General features: G+C 66.3%; 18 protein-coding genes and 1 riboswitch. Of the genes, 10 read left to right on the top strand and 8 right to left on the bottom strand.

Annotation, left to right across the window (positions count from 1 at the left end):
- Positions 1–17 precede the first annotated feature (17 nt).
- Both LSF15_RS15280 and LSF15_RS15275 read right to left on the bottom strand, forming a co-directional pair.
- Positions 18–1,352 (bottom strand): serine hydrolase domain-containing protein, encoded by a 1,335-nt coding sequence (locus LSF15_RS15280; protein ID WP_232499417.1) that lies wholly within the window; start codon positions 1,350–1,352, stop codon positions 18–20.
- 48 nt (positions 1,353–1,400) lie between these two features.
- Complete coding sequence (locus LSF15_RS15275) at positions 1,401–2,279, bottom strand: AraC family transcriptional regulator (protein WP_232499416.1); 879 nt, start codon at positions 2,277–2,279, stop codon at positions 1,401–1,403.
- Between the two features lie 120 nt (positions 2,280–2,399).
- Here LSF15_RS15275 and LSF15_RS15270 point away from each other — a divergent pair, with 120 nt between their 5' ends.
- The 3 genes from LSF15_RS15270 (at position 2,400) to LSF15_RS15260 (ending at position 3,593) form a co-directional block, all read left to right on the top strand.
- Positions 2,400–2,816: a DUF1761 domain-containing protein gene (locus LSF15_RS15270; protein WP_232499415.1), complete on the top strand. Its 417-nt coding sequence runs from the start codon at positions 2,400–2,402 to the stop codon at positions 2,814–2,816.
- An 88-nt stretch (positions 2,817–2,904) separates the two neighbouring features.
- The gene (locus LSF15_RS15265) at positions 2,905–3,198 is read left to right on the top strand and encodes a hypothetical protein (protein ID WP_232499414.1); all 294 of its coding nucleotides are present in this window, start codon (positions 2,905–2,907) and stop codon (positions 3,196–3,198) included.
- 53 nt (positions 3,199–3,251) lie between these two features.
- Positions 3,252–3,593: a gamma-glutamylcyclotransferase family protein gene (locus LSF15_RS15260; RefSeq protein ID WP_232499413.1), complete on the top strand. Its 342-nt coding sequence runs from the start codon at positions 3,252–3,254 to the stop codon at positions 3,591–3,593.
- 130 nt (positions 3,594–3,723) lie between these two features.
- On the opposite strand, the gene LSF15_RS15255 is transcribed toward LSF15_RS15260, so the two are convergent.
- Together LSF15_RS15255 and LSF15_RS15250 are read right to left on the bottom strand one after the other, a co-directional pair.
- A complete protein-coding gene (locus tag LSF15_RS15255; RefSeq protein ID WP_232499412.1) occupies positions 3,724–4,104 on the bottom strand; it encodes a hypothetical protein in 381 nt (126 codons plus the stop codon).
- Positions 4,101–4,724: a nucleotidyltransferase family protein gene (locus LSF15_RS15250; RefSeq protein ID WP_232499411.1), complete on the bottom strand. Its 624-nt coding sequence runs from the start codon at positions 4,722–4,724 to the stop codon at positions 4,101–4,103. Before LSF15_RS15250 ends, LSF15_RS15255 begins: the two co-directional genes overlap by 4 nt.
- 556 nt (positions 4,725–5,280) lie before the next feature.
- Between LSF15_RS15250 and LSF15_RS15245 the strand changes: the two genes are divergently transcribed.
- Positions 5,281–6,879, top strand: coding sequence for a thermonuclease family protein (locus LSF15_RS15245; protein ID WP_232499410.1), 1,599 nt, complete (start codon positions 5,281–5,283; stop codon positions 6,877–6,879).
- 20 nt (positions 6,880–6,899) lie between these two features.
- Here the strand turns inward: LSF15_RS15245 and LSF15_RS15240 are convergent, their stop codons facing one another.
- Together LSF15_RS15240 and LSF15_RS15235 are read right to left on the bottom strand one after the other, a co-directional pair.
- Positions 6,900–7,271, bottom strand: a complete 372-nt coding sequence (locus LSF15_RS15240) for a PH domain-containing protein (protein WP_232499409.1) — start codon at positions 7,269–7,271, stop codon at positions 6,900–6,902.
- 140 nt (positions 7,272–7,411) lie between these two features.
- On the bottom strand, positions 7,412–8,233 hold the full coding sequence (locus LSF15_RS15235) for a nuclease-related domain-containing protein (RefSeq protein ID WP_232499408.1): 822 nt from the start codon (positions 8,231–8,233) through the stop codon (positions 7,412–7,414).
- Between the two features lie 107 nt (positions 8,234–8,340).
- Positions 8,341–8,455: riboswitch (SAM riboswitch) on the top strand.
- A 33-nt stretch (positions 8,456–8,488) separates the two neighbouring features.
- On the opposite strand from LSF15_RS15235, the gene LSF15_RS15230 reads away from it, so the two are divergent.
- The 5 genes from LSF15_RS15230 to LSF15_RS15210 all read left to right on the top strand — a co-directional run bounded on the left by LSF15_RS15230 (position 8,489) and on the right by LSF15_RS15210 (position 13,490).
- Positions 8,489–9,055: a hypothetical protein gene (locus LSF15_RS15230; RefSeq protein ID WP_232499407.1), complete on the top strand. Its 567-nt coding sequence runs from the start codon at positions 8,489–8,491 to the stop codon at positions 9,053–9,055.
- Positions 9,056–9,344: 289 nt separating this feature from the next.
- Complete coding sequence (locus LSF15_RS15225) at positions 9,345–11,252, top strand: hypothetical protein (RefSeq protein ID WP_232499406.1); 1,908 nt, start codon at positions 9,345–9,347, stop codon at positions 11,250–11,252.
- Positions 11,243–12,181: an endonuclease/exonuclease/phosphatase family protein gene (locus tag LSF15_RS15220; protein ID WP_232499405.1), complete on the top strand. Its 939-nt coding sequence runs from the start codon at positions 11,243–11,245 to the stop codon at positions 12,179–12,181. The genes LSF15_RS15225 and LSF15_RS15220 overlap by 10 nt, the downstream gene beginning before the upstream one ends.
- Before the next feature lie 147 nt (positions 12,182–12,328).
- Positions 12,329–13,159, top strand: coding sequence for a hypothetical protein (locus tag LSF15_RS15215; protein WP_232499404.1), 831 nt, complete (start codon positions 12,329–12,331; stop codon positions 13,157–13,159).
- Positions 13,160–13,196: 37 nt separating this feature from the next.
- Positions 13,197–13,490, top strand: a complete 294-nt coding sequence (locus tag LSF15_RS15210) for a ScoMcrA-related endonuclease (protein WP_232499403.1) — start codon at positions 13,197–13,199, stop codon at positions 13,488–13,490.
- Positions 13,491–13,553: 63 nt separating this feature from the next.
- Here the strand turns inward: LSF15_RS15210 and LSF15_RS15205 are convergent, their stop codons facing one another.
- Positions 13,554–14,219 (bottom strand): DUF7002 family protein, encoded by a 666-nt coding sequence (locus LSF15_RS15205; RefSeq protein WP_232499402.1) that lies wholly within the window; start codon positions 14,217–14,219, stop codon positions 13,554–13,556.
- Positions 14,220–14,335: 116 nt separating this feature from the next.
- Positions 14,336–15,160 (bottom strand): CBS domain-containing protein, encoded by an 825-nt coding sequence (locus LSF15_RS15200; RefSeq protein WP_232499401.1) that lies wholly within the window; start codon positions 15,158–15,160, stop codon positions 14,336–14,338.
- 320 nt (positions 15,161–15,480) lie between these two features.
- Here LSF15_RS15200 and LSF15_RS15195 point away from each other — a divergent pair, with 320 nt between their 5' ends.
- A complete protein-coding gene (locus LSF15_RS15195) occupies positions 15,481–16,278 on the top strand; it encodes a hypothetical protein (RefSeq protein ID WP_232499400.1) in 798 nt (265 codons plus the stop codon).
- Positions 16,279–16,370: the final 92 nt, after the last annotated feature.

The following is a 16,370-nucleotide window of genomic DNA, read 5'->3' as shown; positions in this document are numbered from 1 at the left end:
GACCGGTCGTGCCGCGGTCAGAGGTGCGGCACGAGCCCTTGGACCTGTGCCGCCGGCGGAACGAGATCGGCTGAGAACGAGTGCCCGGCGGTGTCGGCCAGCGCTGCGGCGTACTCTTCGATGACGAAGACGCGCGGCGGCGTGCCTGTGGCGTCGAGCCCGGTGGCCGCAACGACGATCGTGGTGTCGGTCTGCGGGTTGTAGCGCACCATGGAGTTGTAGCCGGGCATGTTTCCGTTGTGCCCGATCCAGCCGTCCTTGCACATGAGGGCCTCGCCGTAGAACTCGCCAGCCCCGAGGTTGGCGGTGGCGAAGGCTCCCAGGCGCAGCACCTGAGCCGATTCCGACAGCACCCCCTGGCCCGTGGCCAGTGCTCGGCCCCAAACGAGCAGGTCGTCGACACGACTGGTCATGATGCCCGCTGCACCGGTGGACGAGGGGTTCCAGTCGGCGGCATTCACCCACACATCGGTCGGATCGGCTCCGCTGTAGACCGTGAGGGGCAACGTATAGCCGTTGAGATGCGGGCTCGGGAATGCGGCATCCGACGGATAGTCCGTGGCCTCCAATTGCAGCGGCTCGAGAATGCGGGACTGCACGGCGTCACCGACGCTCTGACCGGTCACGTGTTCGATCACCATTCCGAGCAACACGAAGTTCGTGTTGGAGTACTCCATGTTGCTGCCGGGCGCGAATGACGTGGGCATCGCCCAGGCGTCGGCCAGCAATTGCTCAGGGGTCCACTGCGCAGCGGTGTCGCTCAGGAACTCGGCGCCCCACTCCGCGCTGTTCGAGTAGTTGGGCAGTCCGCTGGTCATCGTGATCAACTCGCGCAGCGTGATGCGGGAACCGTTCGGGACGCTCGGCACGTAGTCGTCGATCGGATGATCCAGCGAGAGCGTTCCCTCGTCGGCCAGTTGCAGCACGACCGTGCCGACGAAGGTCTTGGTGATCGACGCGATCCGCTGGTGCATGTCAGTGGTAGCCGCGGTACCGGTGGAGAGGTCGGCGACACCGTACGCCTCGGTCCAGGTGCCCTCGGGGCTGCGGACCCCCACGATGACGGCGGGGGCGAAGTCCTTCACCCGCTCGAAGACGGCGGATGCCGCGGCGTCGTAGTCAGCGCTCAGCTCGGCCGGCATCGGCTCGGTCGATTGCGTGTCCTTCGCCGTTGCGACGCGCTGCGCATCGGGAACGCACGCGCCTGCAGAGCCGGCGACCGGGTCGACCGCCGCGGCGGATGATGGCGTGCGCGGTGCCGCCGCAGGCGCAGGATCGCCGGTACACGCGCTCACTGCGAGCGCGACCGCCATGGCCAAGCCCGCCAGCTCCCACCGTCGTTGGTGCCGCACCACTGCAGTGTGGCACGCCGTCGCCGTCGAGCGGCGGTCACCACCCCACTACTGGGGGAGGGTCACCGCTGCCGCAGCTGCCTCCCGCACGGATCGCTGGTACGCGCCGGGGGTCAGCCCGACCACCCCGCGGAAGTCGTTGCTGAGGTGCGACTGGTCGGCGTAGCCGAGGCGCACGGCGAGGTCGGCGAGTTCGACCGAGGCATCCGTCGAGAGCACCCGTGCCACCTCTTGCAGGCGCACCCGCCGGGCGACCCACTTCGGGCCGTGTCCGACCGTGCGGGCGAGCGCGCGCTGCACCGCACGGTCGGTCACGCCGAACCGCGCGGCGAGCGTCGTGCCGGTGCGGCGGCGCACGCGGTCGGCGAGCTCGACGAGCACGGCGTTCGCGAGCTGCAGCTCCGGATCGAGGGGCCGTTCGTGCAGCAGCGCGCCGATCGCAGCGTCGGCCGCAAGCGCTCGCGCCGGGGCATCCGCTGCCGGTTCGATCGTCGCGAGCAGACGGTGCAGCCGGTCGTCGAGCGCCGGCGTGACCGGCGTCGTCGCATCCGCGAGCTCGCGCACGTCGAGGTCGCTGACGACGGCGAGGCCCGCAGGGCGCAGCCGGATCGCGAAGACCGAACCTGATTCGGTGATGCGTCGCCGCCATGCCCCGCTCTGCACGCCGGTGACGACGAGGGGCGCGGGCACGTCGCCCGACTCGATCGTGAGCGTGACCGCCGGGTGATCGATGATGCGCTGGTCGATGCGTTCACCCGCCGGCAGCGCCCACCTCACGTGCCAGTAGCGGTCGACCACGTCGGCGACCGACGGATGCGGGTCGAGCCAGGTCGCGGCGAACCGCTCGGCGTTGCGCGGATGCAGCATGCCGGAACGCTCATCCGGGCGAATCGGATGCCCCGTGGGCGCCGGCGCGGTCTGCGGCATACGCCCATTCTGGCGATCGGGCGGTCGCATTTCTGCAAGACGAGGACCATCGGCGTCGGTGAGGATCGACGCATCCGCGATGGCGGAGGCGGTCGCAATGTCGATGGCGAGGAGGGTTCGATGATCGAGGCGTTCGGTGCCGTGAACTGGTGGGTGGCGGCGCTCGGCGCGCTCGCCTACTTCGTGCTCGGCGCACTGTGGTTCTCGCCACTGTTCGGGCGTGTGTGGGATCGGGCGGTCGGGCACGAACGGCGACCGGGCGAGCGGTTCCCGGTGTCGTACTACGTTGTGCCGCTCGTGAGTAGCATCGCCATCGCGGCCGCGACCGCGTGGCTCGTCGAGGCGGTCGGACTCGACGGGTTCTGGGACGGCGCGCTCTTCACGGTCGCGCTGGGTGTCGGGGTCGCGGCCGCGGTCTCGGTGACGAACGCGATGACGCCGAACATGCGGCATCCGTTCATCTATGGCGCGGTGACGGGCGCGTATCACTTCGTGGGGATCGGCCTCGTGACCGCGATCGTGGTCACGCTCGGGTGAACCGAGCCGTCGCGTTCGCGCTCGGATGCCGCTTCAGTTCCCGGGTGGTGCGTGACTGCCGCCGCATGCGGCGCGTACTCTCGACCCCGTGACCACTCCGACTCCGAACCCCGCCCCCGCCCCGCTCGACGACACCGCCCGCGCAGCCGTGCTCAACGCAGAGGTCGCTCGCTATGCCAACCAGGGCTGGACCGTCAGCTCGGTCTCGGCCGGCCAGGGCGTGCTGCAGCGCAAGAAGCGCATCGGCTGGTTCTGGAACCTCATCCTCACGATCATCACCGCCGGCCTCTGGCTGATCGTGATCATCATCCGCGTCGTCAACCGCAGGATCGAGACCCGCATCGTGCGGGTCGACGCGTACGGGCGCGTGTCGGTGAGCTGAGCCGATATCGCCTCGGCGGGCCCGCGGTGGACCGTGGCGGTTACCCTCGACCCATGCCCGCGACCGAATGCCTCTTCAGCTACGGCACCCTGCGGCTGCCGCACGTGCAACGGCAGCTGTTCGGCATCGAGTTGCCGACCAGGTCCGACGCGCTCGTGGGGTGGCGGCTGCGGATGCTGCGCATCACCGCCCCCGACGTCGTCGCGCTGAGCGGCGCCGCCGAGCACCCGATCCTCGAGCGCACGGACGACCCCCACGATCGGGTCGACGGTGTCGTGCTCGAGGTCACGGCCGAGCAGCTCGCGGCGTCGGATGCGTATGAGGTCGTGGACTACCGGCGCGTGCGCGCGCAACTCGCCTCGGGTGGCGAAGCGTGGGTGTACGCGGCGGGGTGATCGTCGAACGCTGCGCCGGTCGCGGCATCCGGTTCGTTCTGGTAGCCATGTGCACATGCGCGCCGCCGCTCAGAAGAAATCAGCGGAAGCGGCGCGCGCCTGTTCAGCGCCAACCACGTAGGGGCCGCCTTCAGGAGGCTCGGTCGACGAGCGCGTCCATCGCTCGCCTCGCCCGAGTGATCTGCTCGGCGGAGACTGGCATGTCGCTATATCCTGCCTTCGTCTTCATGCCGAGTAGCACCGCGAGTTGTCGCGCGAGTGCAGGGTCGACCGTTTCGAGGAGCTTCGTCGCCTGGTCGTGCCTCTGCCCGGTGTAATACTCGCCAAGAGCGCCCATGCAGATGACATCTGCGGCAGCTATTCCGGCGTGCACGCACATGGTGACGTACGCATCGCGCAGGTCGGTGCCATCATTCATGAACTGTTCGATGAGCTCAGCCGCCTCTCTGAATGCCTCCGCTTTCCGAAGGCGCCCGGATCGGGCACTCGGCGAACTCGTCGGCGGCGTCATCGTGTTCCTGTCGTCCGTCGGCGTAGCCAGCTGGTGGGTCCGATCAGAGCAATGCCTTCGCGTGCTATTTCGCGCAGGACGGGGTCGTCGATGCGGTGTTCGGCGATCTCCGATTCGGCGAACTGGAGTACGCGCGTGTCGTTTCCTGTCCAAGAGGTGACGAGCGTCTGCAGGCGGTTGACGGCTCCGCTCCATAAGTCGAGATCGACGCTGTCGGGCTGAATGAGCAAGACATCGATGTCGCTCTCTGCCCGCATATCCTCTCGAGCGGCCGAGCCGAACAGGGCGCCGTAGATCGGCTGTGGTTGCCATTTCTGCAGCTCTTCGCCCAGCCGATCGATGAGCCGAGATCGGGCGGTGGCGATCTGGATGATTGCCGGCGCGAGCAGATGCGAGCGGTTGAGGCTGTAGCTCTTGACGTTGCCGACGCTTCGCACATTGACTACACCTTGGTCTGCAAGACGATCGAGAGCGTTGCGCGCGCCGGTGATCGAGCGCTTACGTCGAAGCAACGGCACGATGCGCGAAACCGAGAAGTCGTGATCTGCCCCCGCGAGGACCGCCAAGCAATCACCGTCGACCGAGGTTGAGAGAGCTTCGAACGGATGCTGCAGGATCATGTTGGTCTCCTGTCCCGGTACTCCGCACAATTCTACGCGATCGCGCAGAATTGTGTGCGATTCAACAGAATTCTGTCACCCGCTCGTCGGATCGCGTCCTCGCCGTCCGGCTTCTCAGTTGGCGTGCTGGTACCAACCATCGGCGATGTAACGTGCAGGCGCGGATAACGACCTTGATGGGGTCGGCGGCTAACGTGACGGCCTCGGCGAGGGGGTTCGAGTGACCAGATACTCATACAGACCCGCCTCGATCGGCGATTCCATTCCGAGCCTCATCGTGACGACATCCAACCGCACGCCGTTATCGCCGAGCATCTGTTGTTGGCGCGCATCCGTCGAGCGTGCCGACCCACACGTTCTGGCCTCGGTGATGCTTCCTGTTGATCGTGAACACCCCGGCCGGGGCGGCGCAGCCCGAGCGAGCGGGTGATCGCGTGCTGCGACAGGAGCAGTTGCCCGGATGCGACGCGGTAACCTGCTGAGGCGGTATGTTCAATTGCACGTCCCGAATTGCTCGCAACCCCAGCGCGTGCCTACCCGAGTTTGAGGTTCCCGAATGCGTGTCGCGCTCATCACCCTGGTTGTGCTCACCTTGGTACGCCCATTCGCCATGGCGGCCGGCGAGCCAGCCGCATTGGTTGTGAACGTACTGTGGGGCTTGAGCATCGCCGGTGTCGCGCTGGTGGGCGTCGTCGCGTTCATGAAGCGAACGCGCGTAATGAGCCTCGACGAGCACCGGTACTACTACGCCAACCAGAGCGAGAAGCCGGCGCGCCTCGTATGGCCGGGGCATGAGATCCCCAAGGTTGCCGTACCGCAGTATCGCGGCGAGCTTCTGCTGATCGCCGCCGCGTTCCTCGGGGCGATCTCATTGTTCGCGCTCTACCGCAGTCATCTCGTGTCGCTCGGCACACCCAGTGATCAGATCCCGGCTGATCCGGTTGCAAAGTTCTTGATCGCATTCACTTGGATCCTGGCACTCGCTTGGTTGGTCAGAGCATTTCGTCGGCTCCAGCGCGGCACGCTGGTCGCCAACCGGAGCGCATACTCGCCCTGGAGTACGCATGCTCTGGCGCGTTGGTACCGCGAGAGGCGCGTTTCATTCCTGGCCGTGGCGACGGTTGCATCGATCGCGGTGATCGGCATCGGGGGTGTCGCGGCCTCGGCACCGGCGTGGGCGGAAGACGCGACCGTTGTCAAGATCGTCGATGGCGACACCGTCGACGTCGCGGTCGGCGGTCGCACCGAACGGGTACGGCTACTTAACGTGAACACACCCGAACTCAATGGTGGCGAGGCCGAATGCCTGGCAGAGGAAGCGCGCGACGCCCTTGCGACTCTCATCCCGGTCGGCAGCACCGTGACCCTTGCCTATGACGTGGTGCGGATCGATCGGTTCGGCCGCACATTGGCTGCGGTCCGCACTGCAGACGACGTACTTGTCAACGCCGAACTCGCCGCGCGAGGCCTCGGCGGTGCTGCGTTCTATGGCGACAACGATCGCTTCCTGAGCGACGTAGAGGACGGTGTGCGGCAGGCTCAGGCGTCGGAGCGAGGGTTCTACGATCCGGCAGTTGCGTGCTCACCGGCATCCGCCGTCGCCGCTGTCGAGGCGCAGCTCGCGGCCGCCGCCGCGCCGCTGCCCGTCGACTCCGTCGGAATCGAGAGCGCGCTGGCAGGCATTGTCGCAACGGTCGCGGCCGTTGAGACCGCCGAGGCAGCCCTGACGGCGATGAAGTGGCTGCCCTTGGATGCGCGATCGTACTATGTCGCCGCTCTCGCGGATCTGAGGACGAACGCCTCGAGTCTCGAGGTCACTGCGGACGCCGCGCTCGTGACCACGCGGGCCGTGGAGAAAGCTGCTGCCGAGAAGGCGGCTGCCGAGAAGGCTGCGGCGGAGAAAGCCGCAGCAGAGCGGGCAGCCGCCGAGAAGGCTGCGGCGGAAGCCGCAGATGCTGCTCGTCGCGCAGCGGAACAAGCCGCGGCCGCCGAGGATCTGTACTCAGGCGACACCACGTCAGACGGAAACGACAGCTCGGGCGGTGGCGGCTCGAGTGACGGTGGAGGATCCACCTACACCGGGTGCCGCAACTACAACGGCTACGGCATGATCGACACCGAGGGTCGGCACTTCGAGCCGATCCCGTGCCCCTGAACGACAGGTCAGGACACGCATCAGCGCTGAAGAACGGCCCAAGCAAGCAGGCTATCGATACGTCGCACGTCGGCACCCTTGGTGAGCTTCACCTTGATGTGACCGGCCCGCGTCCACAGCTCGACCTCAGCGTCTCGATCGAGCATCCCGCCGGCGTTCTCGGTGGACCACATGTTGATCGAGCTGTACGGGAGTGAGTAGATCTCGACCTTCTTGCCAGTGATGCCCTGCGCGTCCCGTACGATCAGCCGCTTCGTCGTGAAAGTGGCGGAATCGCGGAACGTCTTGAACGATGCGACCGCCTGTTCCCCCTCGACGAGGAGTGCGGTGACGTCTGCGGGCACGGGGATCTCGGATTGAAGCGTCCAAGCAAGAATCGAAGCGGTTTCCACCAGCGGCCTATCTCAATCGATCGGTAGCGCCACGTCGGGGCGCACAATCTTGTCAGCGTATCGCGCGAAGCGGCGACCTCGAGCACCCGGGTGGCCCGCGTCGCGCTGCCGGTGCGCGAGCGGATCTCGCGCCCTGCGCGTCACCTCGCCAGCACGCTGACCGCCGCAGCGAACAACGCCACGACCCCAACCGGGATCGCCGCAATCATCACACCGACCCACAGCCCGCGCCGGCGCCGGGCACGCCCGATGTCGCGGCGCAGCCGGTCGAACGCGGCGTGGTCGACGAGCTCGGTCTCGGGCGTCCGCTGCCAGGCGGCCGGCTGCGCCGCCACCGTCGCGATGTGCTGCACCTGCTCGGGCGTGAGTGTGACCGGGTTGCGCTGCAACCAGCGCACGAGCTCGTGTTCGCGCACCACGGCGACGTCGAACGGACGCTCGCGCACCGTCATCCGCCTCGCTCCGACGACCGCGATGATCGGCGTGACGTCGACGAGCATGCGTGCGGCGACCGAGAGCAGCTTCGACGTGCGCTTCGCCTCGTATTTCGCGTTGCGCAGGTGGTCGGTGCGCTGGCCGTTGACGAGGATGCGCCGCCCGCCGACCCACACGTTCTGCCCGCGGTGATGCTTCGTGTTGATCGTGAACACCCCGGCCGGGCCGATCACGACGTGGTCGAGGTCGCTCGATCCGGTGCCGACCGGCACCGAGTGCAGCACGAACCACCCCGGCCCGAGAGCGGCGAGGCGCCGCGCTACCTCGTGCTCGCCGAGCGCGCCGATGAACCAGGGCTCGGCCTCGCGCCCGAGCGGCGAGACGCCGAAGAAGCGCTGCACCGCGGTGTTCGTAGGCACGGTCGCCTGCACGCGCAGGCATTCTGCGATGACGGATGTCGCGGGGCGGCGGTGGCCCAGGGACTGGATGGTGGTGGGCTCGCTCACGTTGAGGTGCTTTCGGGTCACGGCAGGGTCGCTCGATCATTCCAAGCGCCGCCGCGCCGCGGAATCCCCCGAAGGTGGGGCGACGGCCGGCGACGGATGTCGGCGCCATCCGCTACCGTGTGATCCAGGTTCACGAGTGGCAGCTGTCGGTACCTGGCCGGCTGCCCGGCAACCCCCTCCGTCGAGCGGGGTGCCCCAGGGGAAGAACCGGCCCGCGGCATCCGTCTCGGGCAAGTCGACGGAGGTGACGCGCCTCCGAGTGAGAGGAGCTCACCCATGCCCGCAGACGAGTACTTCGAGAACGCAGGTTCCGAGCGGCCGCCCTTCGTCAGTGCACGCGAGGCCCTGCGCCGATCGCCCGGCTACTCGCCGGACCGCGAGCGGAACCCGTGGGGCGACGTCCCGCAGCATCTCCGGCTCGACTGGTGCCGGGCGTTGCTCGACTTCCCGACCTTCTTCCCGGGGGCGGCGTGGATGGCGTTCACGGCCCGGACGATCCGGGAGGACAAGGTCTCGAAGGCCGTGGGCCAATGGGCGTGGCAGGCCGACGACTTCCATCGCATCGGGTTCAGCGCTGCCGACTGGTACGTCCTGCGACTGTGCATCGACCGGCGGATCGAGAAGCTGCTCGCCCGTGATGACGGCCGATTCGTGATCGACACCACGCGATACGAGTACCGCACAATCGCGCTCATCGCCGAGCATTGGACCGATTGGCTTCCGCTCCGCCGCGCCGGCCTGACGCCGAAGCGCGCGCTCGACCTGGTCGTCGACGGCGACCGCCGATCGTGGCCGGGCGGCTTCCTCATCGACCGCGACGGGAACATCATTATGTCGGCGTAGTTGGATGCCTCGACCGGCATCGATGATCGTGGCCGCGCTCATTCGCTTGGGTTTCCTGGGCGTGGGGAGGTGGACGCCTCCGCAGGATCAGGGCTAGGGTACCGACCAGACAGGATCGCACCGCACCGTTTGGGGGCGATCGGGCGACCGGAGCGAAGTCGCTGCGGTGCAACTTCCCGGAGGAACGACGACTGCCGGGTCGTGGCGAACCTCACCGCGGCCGCCGACGACGCCGGACCGCCGGATCAGGTGCGCACCCGCAGGGCTCGAGAGCCGAGGGGGACGGCGAGTGGACATCATTCCTGCGCACGTAGCGCTGTACGGGCGGTGGAGCCTTGCGGGCGATGGCTTCGCACCGGTTCCACCGCCGAGCGACGAGCAGCGGCGAGCGGCCTGGCTCGCTGGCGATCCGTCGCTGATCGAACCAGCAGTTGACGCATCCTGGACTCTGGTCAACGAGCTGCCGGTGAAGCTTCGGCTGTTCATGATCGCGGAAGACGAGCATCGGTTCGTCGTCTCCGAGATCAAGGGCGCCTCGTACACCAAGGACAAGAACGGCCGCATCGTGCCGCAACCGACGCAGCAGTTGATCACCCCGCCGGCGAGCGGGACCTTTACGTACGTCGCGATCGAGGCGGTGACCGGAGCATACGTCGTCACGTTCAGCGCGTCGCCCGCAGACACGCACACGATCGGCTCCAGCTTGCTCCAGCCGGTCAACAATCCCGGTCTACCGGGGGAACCGGGCATTCGACCGACGCCGCAGAACGCGGGGTCGCCGCTGCCCGCCGACTCGCCACCGGTGCTCGTCGGGGCCGGTTGGCTCGACAACGGGTTCGTCGTCGTGCGATCCCAGTTCTGGCGCAAGTCCGACGACTCCACATCGCTGCCCGGCTGTTCGTCGCTGAACGTCACCACCTCTCAGTTGAACGGCCTGACGACCTCGTCGAGCGAGATGGGGGTGACCGCGACGCAGGTTGGGGCGACGGCCTCCGCCGGGTGGGGTCCGATCTCGGCGTCGCTCTCGGCCTCGATGTCGAGGAGCAGTTCCACGTCATCGGAGGTCACCATCACGGAGGAGACCGAGGCGACGCTCGTGCGTGAACTGCGCAACGAAACGACGGCCGGGGAGATCGTGCTGTTCTGGCAGCTCATCGACCAATACGCGATCCAGGCACCCGGGTTCACGCTCAAGGCGATGATCGAGACGGCGATCCCGCCGTCGATCCCCGTCGCGTACGACACATCCGGCGGCACGTTCCCACCATCGGGTGCGGCACCCTGCATCGAGCCGACACCAAACGGTTCGACGCGTAAGGAGTCGACGGATGCCGCGGGCGCGACATTCGCGGATGCGCCGGGCGCGGCATCCGCAGACGCGTCGAGCGCGACGCCGCCTGCCGAACCCGCGCCCATCGTGGTCACGGTGTCGAACCTGCTCTCGCTTGCGGTCGACGCGTTCGCCGTCTCGACCGTCGACGGGGTCACCGTCGTTCGCTTCATCGAGACCGTCGAGCCGGGCGGCGGCACGAAGGTGCTCGTGTCGGAGCCGACCATCCGACTCGCGGTGCACACGAGTGGGGCGATCATCGTGGAGGATTATGCGTCGAAGGCGACCCTGACCGCCGCCCCGTGGACGCTCGCGGCGCCGAACACGGTGCCGCCACCGCCCGTGGCGTCAGCAGCGCAACCGTTGCCGACCGACACGGCGCCGTGGCTCGTGGGGATCGGGCGGTTCCCTACACCGAAGGACGCGAAAGTCGTCGTCACGTTCACTCGTGAGCAGTTCTGGCGGAAGACGCCCGACTCCTTCTCGCTGCCTCCGGGTGCACGGCTCGAGAAGCTGCTCAGGCAGTCGTCGGGCGTGAGCTCGAGCTCATCGAAGTCTGAAGAGGCGACGAAGGAGATCGGGTTCGACATCTCCGCCGGATGGGGGCCGTTCTCTGCGTCTGCCTCGGCATCGATGTCGGAGACGAGTCAGCGCACCGACACCGTCTCGGTGCGCGAGGAGTCCACGAGCACGGTCGTGCAGACCTTCACCAACGCCTCGACGAAGCCGGTCGTGGTGAACTTCTGGCAGCTCATCGACCGCATCAGCGTGCGGAAGAACGACAAGATCGTTGCCAGTGTCGACAACGGAAACCTCCCGCTCGTACCGCACACGCTCCAGCTCGGCGCGGATGACGCATGGTGGTGACGTACACCCCGCGACCTGCCGTCCCACCGACGAGCGACCTGAACGACCTGTACGTCGCGACCTGGAACTGCACCACGTCGGCGACCGACGCGAAACTCGACCGCATCGCCGAACTCGTCTGGGGCCCGCCGAGCCACGAGGCCTTCCACGATCTCGTGCTCATCCAGGAGGCCTCGCGCCAGCATGCAGCGGGCGCATTGACGCCATACAACGTCTTCCTCCAGGCACTGACGACGAACGGCTGGGAGTGGTGGCTGAGCCCCGACGAGGGGCCGAAGCACTCGAGCAAGAACGCCTACCTGATGATCTGGAACCCTCACGTGCTGCGGCTGACCGATGGCCCGGACTTCGACGTCAACTACGCCTGGGAGCCGGTGCTCGAGCAGACGACGAGGACCCGCACCGTCCGGCCGCCGGTGCGGCTGAATCCGATGTTCGCGATGGACAACCCGCCGCTCACGGCCGGCTTCGACAACCTGCTGACTCGCAAGCCCCTGCGGGCCTACTCGTGGCATGTGACGCCTGATGGCGCGGCGGACCGCGTCGCCCGGTGGCCGTCAGCGACGGCGCTGGCCGCGCCCGGCGCGAGCAAGGTCGCGGTCGCGAAGCTCGCGGGCCTGCGCAATCAGCCCCAGGTCACGCAGCAGCTGCAGGACGCCGCGGCGGGTCGCATCGCCTGGCTGCTCGCCGGAGACCTGAACACCGGCCCCGACTCGCTGACGCGCAGCGTGTGGAGCAAGACCCTGCCGCCGTTCCCGCGGAGCCTCGGCTTCTCGATCGTGACCGGCGGAGGCGGATCGGAGAAGCTCCGCCGAATCGACCACATCATCGCCCTGTGCGGCAAGAAGCGAGTTCCCATGGAGAAGGAGAGCGGCCTCGGCGGCAAGCTCGGAGACCATGCTCCGGTCGGGGCCGTGATCACCTTCTGACCGATGCGGAAGGTTCGGCGAGACAGGTAACGGGACTCGTTCTCCGCGACTCACCGACGAATCAGGGCCGCGGAATCCCCCGAAGGTGGGGTGCGTCCTTGCCAGCAAATGGGACCCCGAGACTCGGGCCGACAGTAGGTTCGGAGCGTGGCAGACGAGTACTGGCGAGCCGACGACGGCCTGACCCTCAGCGACCTGCAGATCTATGGAGCAGAGGACATGGACGAACTGGTCTCCATCCTCGACGCGCTCGAGCGTGCCGACCCACCGACTCCGACGCCGCCTGCAAGCAGGCCGGATGCGGCTCGGCGTATACGGCGCTGGGAGCGCCTGAGACCCGATCTGGCGATCTCCGATGAGCACCTCGAGCACCTTCGCGACCAACTCGGGTTCATCGACGCGAGCTGCGAGCGCTACGACGCCGGCACTCATGCCGAAGCGAAACGCCTGGCAATCGCGGTACGAGTGCTCGCCTACGACACCACGGTCAGCACCGGTCTGCTCACTCGAATGGGGATGACGCAGATTCTGCCGTGGGCGGATGGCACGATCCCGAGCGGGCCACGGGTGGTCAGGCTGGCGAAGGAACGTGGTGTCGCCCCGGTCGGGTCGCTGCTCACGGTCATCCCGAGTGAGTCGGTCTCGACATGGTTGCCGGCGTTCCATCAGGTGCCTTTGGGCCCGCACCGGGTGGGCTTCAACTACTGGTGGCAGATACCGCGGATCTTCGACAATCAGGCCACCGAGGCATCGCGCCGTGATGTCGTGCTTTGGCTCGCCCACCACGATGGCGGCGCGCATGTCGACACTCTGCCTGACGCGTACCGCGCGATCACTCGGGGCAGCAGTGTCGGCGACTTCTTCAGCAGGCTCGGTCGATCACCGAAGGACGACTCGCCCGTGCCGGCGGCGATGCGTCAGATCGCCGAGGAGGTGCGATTCACGCTGCGGGCGGCGCTCGGCGATCTCGTGGGCTGACGGTCAGATTCGGTGCGCTCCGCGTAGCGTGAACCATATGGCTCTTTCCGACGTAACCGACCGTCAATCCGTTCTCGACGCGATCGAGGAGTTCGATCGACTGGGTCGTGCCGCGTTCCTCGAGAAGTACGGATTTCGCGAGGCAAGAGAGTACTTCCTTGAATTCGCCGGGGAGCGGTATGACTCCAAGGCAATCGTCGGCGCGGCACACTTTCATCAGCACGGGACTGCGCTGAAGGCCCGCGACTTCAGTGGCGGAAGCGCTACGGTCGCCAAGCTGCTCGACGGACTTGGGTTCGCGGTCATCCGCGTCGGTACGTCATCCGAGTAGAACCCCGCGGTCGCTCGCTTCAGTCGCGCGCACGCACCAGCAACTGAGGACGCGGCGTCGTACTCACACGAGGCGTTCGATCACGTCGCCTTCGTGCATGCGGTCGACCCGGACGACGAGGCCATCGAGATCTGTCACGCCGCCACGAACCGTAAGTTCCGCAACGTCATATCCGTTTTGTCGCGGTTCCGCCCGTTCGGGGTGGGGGTAGTCGTGGATCGATCGGAAGGTCTTCGATCCGCGCCGAGCCTTGTTGTGAGGTTGCGCGAACCCTGAGTTGATGGCGCAGAGCTCGATCGACGACTCGTAGCGCTCGACCAGGGTCGCGGTGTCCAGCGTGATTACGGTGTGGATGTCCTTGCGGTACGACCGTGCGCCCTGCAGCCCGATGAGCCGATGTCGCTGCAGAAAGAAGAAGACGCGCGAGTTCAGTTCGTCGTACCAATCCACTGGAGCCATGTCGTCGAGTGCCTCGGCGAGTGAGGGCTCGTGGATGGGCTTCTGGTCGCGAACGACGGCAACTCCTCCGTGTATCGGATGCTCGAGTACGTACGACTCGTCGCGGCGCTCGGAGAGTAGCCGTTCGCGACGTGCATCAGGGGCGACCTCCCACTGCTCTACGATCGTCGCCGATGACAGGAGGCCATGTCGTTCGATCGACGGCCAACTCCCGTCGACGGCCATGTGGAACACCTCGGGGTACAGGCGGATCAGGTCGGCGGTGTGCACACGGTCGAGCGTACTGGCCACCCACAATCAGATGGCGGCTATGCGCGACGTTGATGCGATCGCACCTGCGGTGGGCACGGTGCTGCACCTCGTATCGAGGCAGTGCCCGGGCGCGATTATGGCACTGTCGCCTCGACGACGCCGGTGGTCGAGACGTAGGTCGCGACCGCGCCGAGCGGCCCGATGGACCCGAACTCCTCTGACAGGTTTCGAAGGACGTCTCGGACGAATGGGAGCCGTTTCGACAGGTCCTTGTCGGCATCGTCCAACACCCGGAAATGCATGACCTGATTTCGGAGCTTGCTCACATCGCCGATTGTGCGGTTCACTGTCGACCGATCGTAGCTCGTGTCAAGCGCCTGCCATGCAACGTCGGTGGCTAGGACATTTGCGAGCTCGCCGAGCGTGAGCGAGGCAGGGTCGCCGCCAAACCCTTTGGTCTCATCTGCGAGTGCGTTCCCGATGTCAACCTCAGTAAGGTCGCCCGTCGCGAGGAGTGCGCCTACGATGTCGCGGAGGATCTCCTCAATCTCCGAAAGGAGTAAGTATGGGCCTGCAATATCACCGAGCGCCTCCCCTAGGTCGGCACTCGTGATGATGCCGGAGATGCTTCGATTGTTGTTCTCGACTAGGACGTATCCCCTGGCGCTGATTGAAGCTATCGAGTCCAACAGGTCGTCGCCCTGCTTCCTGATCTCTACCTGGCGATCGATGCAATCCGAGAGTCCTGCGGTCGGATTCCTAAGGAGTGCTTTGCCGATCGACTCCCAGCTCACAACACCGACCGGGCGCTTGCCGCGCATCACGGGAAGCTGCGAGAAGCCATACAGCTCCATGAGCGTTCGCGCGAGGCTCAGGTCGTCGGACTCCTTGACAGTGATTACCGGGACCACCGATGCGCTCGGAATGTAGTCAACTCGAAGACGCTTCGTTCCTGGCATGCAAACATGCTGGCACGGTCGGCGACGGAAGTTGGAGGGGGCTGGGCGATAACGGCCAAGATTTCTCACCAGGCCCACGTGCACGACTAAACGGCGCGCGGTGATCTTCCGACCCGGTCAGATGGATCCCGCCGTGCGACGAGCGCTTCGCACTCGTCCATGGTTCCTCGATCCAGCAGCTAGTTCGAGCGTGTGATCCTTCGTGGGAAGGCGACGCGTCGGCGAGAGGAGGTGTGACGAAGGCCCGCCAGAGCGAAATGGAGGCAACACCATAAGTTTGCGCCTTGACGGCGCGTTCCCGACACCTGTTATCTGTGGCCATGGACACCAGCGTGCTGATCGCCTTAGTTGCAGCAGTTGTTTCACTCGTCGTCGCGCTGATCAACTCGGTTGTCAGCTTTCTGAGAGATCAACGAACTGTGGATGCCAACCGCCAGCTCGTGGAAAAGCAACGGCACCTTGAGATGGACGTTGCGCGATATAAGGCAGAGTTGGACCAAGAGGCGCGCCGCGAAGAGCAGGAAGTATCCGCAAGGACTGAACTAGATCGCATCCGGGAGCCCCTGCTGGCGGCCGCCCTTGATCTTGGGGATCGCATCGACAACATCCGAAATCGGGGATTCCTCTTCTACCTGTCTGGTGCGGACGCATCCCGCCAGAAGATTGCGCGTTCGGGCACCATGTACCGCTTAGCCCGATACTGGTGCATCGTCGAGACGATCTACGACAACATAGGGATGGGACGATTCAAGGCGGACGACACTACGCGTCCTGTGGCCGCGACTCTTCGAGCAGTCGGGAGTGCTTTCGCATCTGATCTTTATGACGATCGGCGACTCATGGTATGGCGAGAGGAACAACGAGCGATCGCTGAGAAGATGCGAGCGGGCGACGCCAGCGCCGGGCCCATCGGGTATGCGACCTTTGCCGAACACTACGACTCCACCTTCTCGACTTGGTTCGCAGCGTTCGAACGAGACTTGGATTCTGCTTCGTCGAGTGAAAGGTTGAGAGTAGTCCAACATGAGCTGGCCGAGCTTGCTCGCCACCTAGATCCCGCCGGCAACTTTCAAGAGCAGTGGGAGAAGCTGTTGCGCGGGGCAACCAATTCGCGCTGATCTACGAGGGTCAAGCGAGCGGCGCCCGGCCCGTGGGCGCGGCTCCGTGCGAGACTTCTCGAGCGAGCCCTATGCTTCCGATCATGGCGGGA

The organism is Agromyces humatus, assembly GCF_021228295.1.
In the GTDB taxonomy this organism is placed as follows: Bacteria; Actinomycetota; Actinomycetes; order Actinomycetales; family Microbacteriaceae; genus Agromyces; species Agromyces humatus.
Note: the sequence above shows the minus strand (reverse complement) of the source record. Positions and strands in the feature narration are given on the sequence as shown.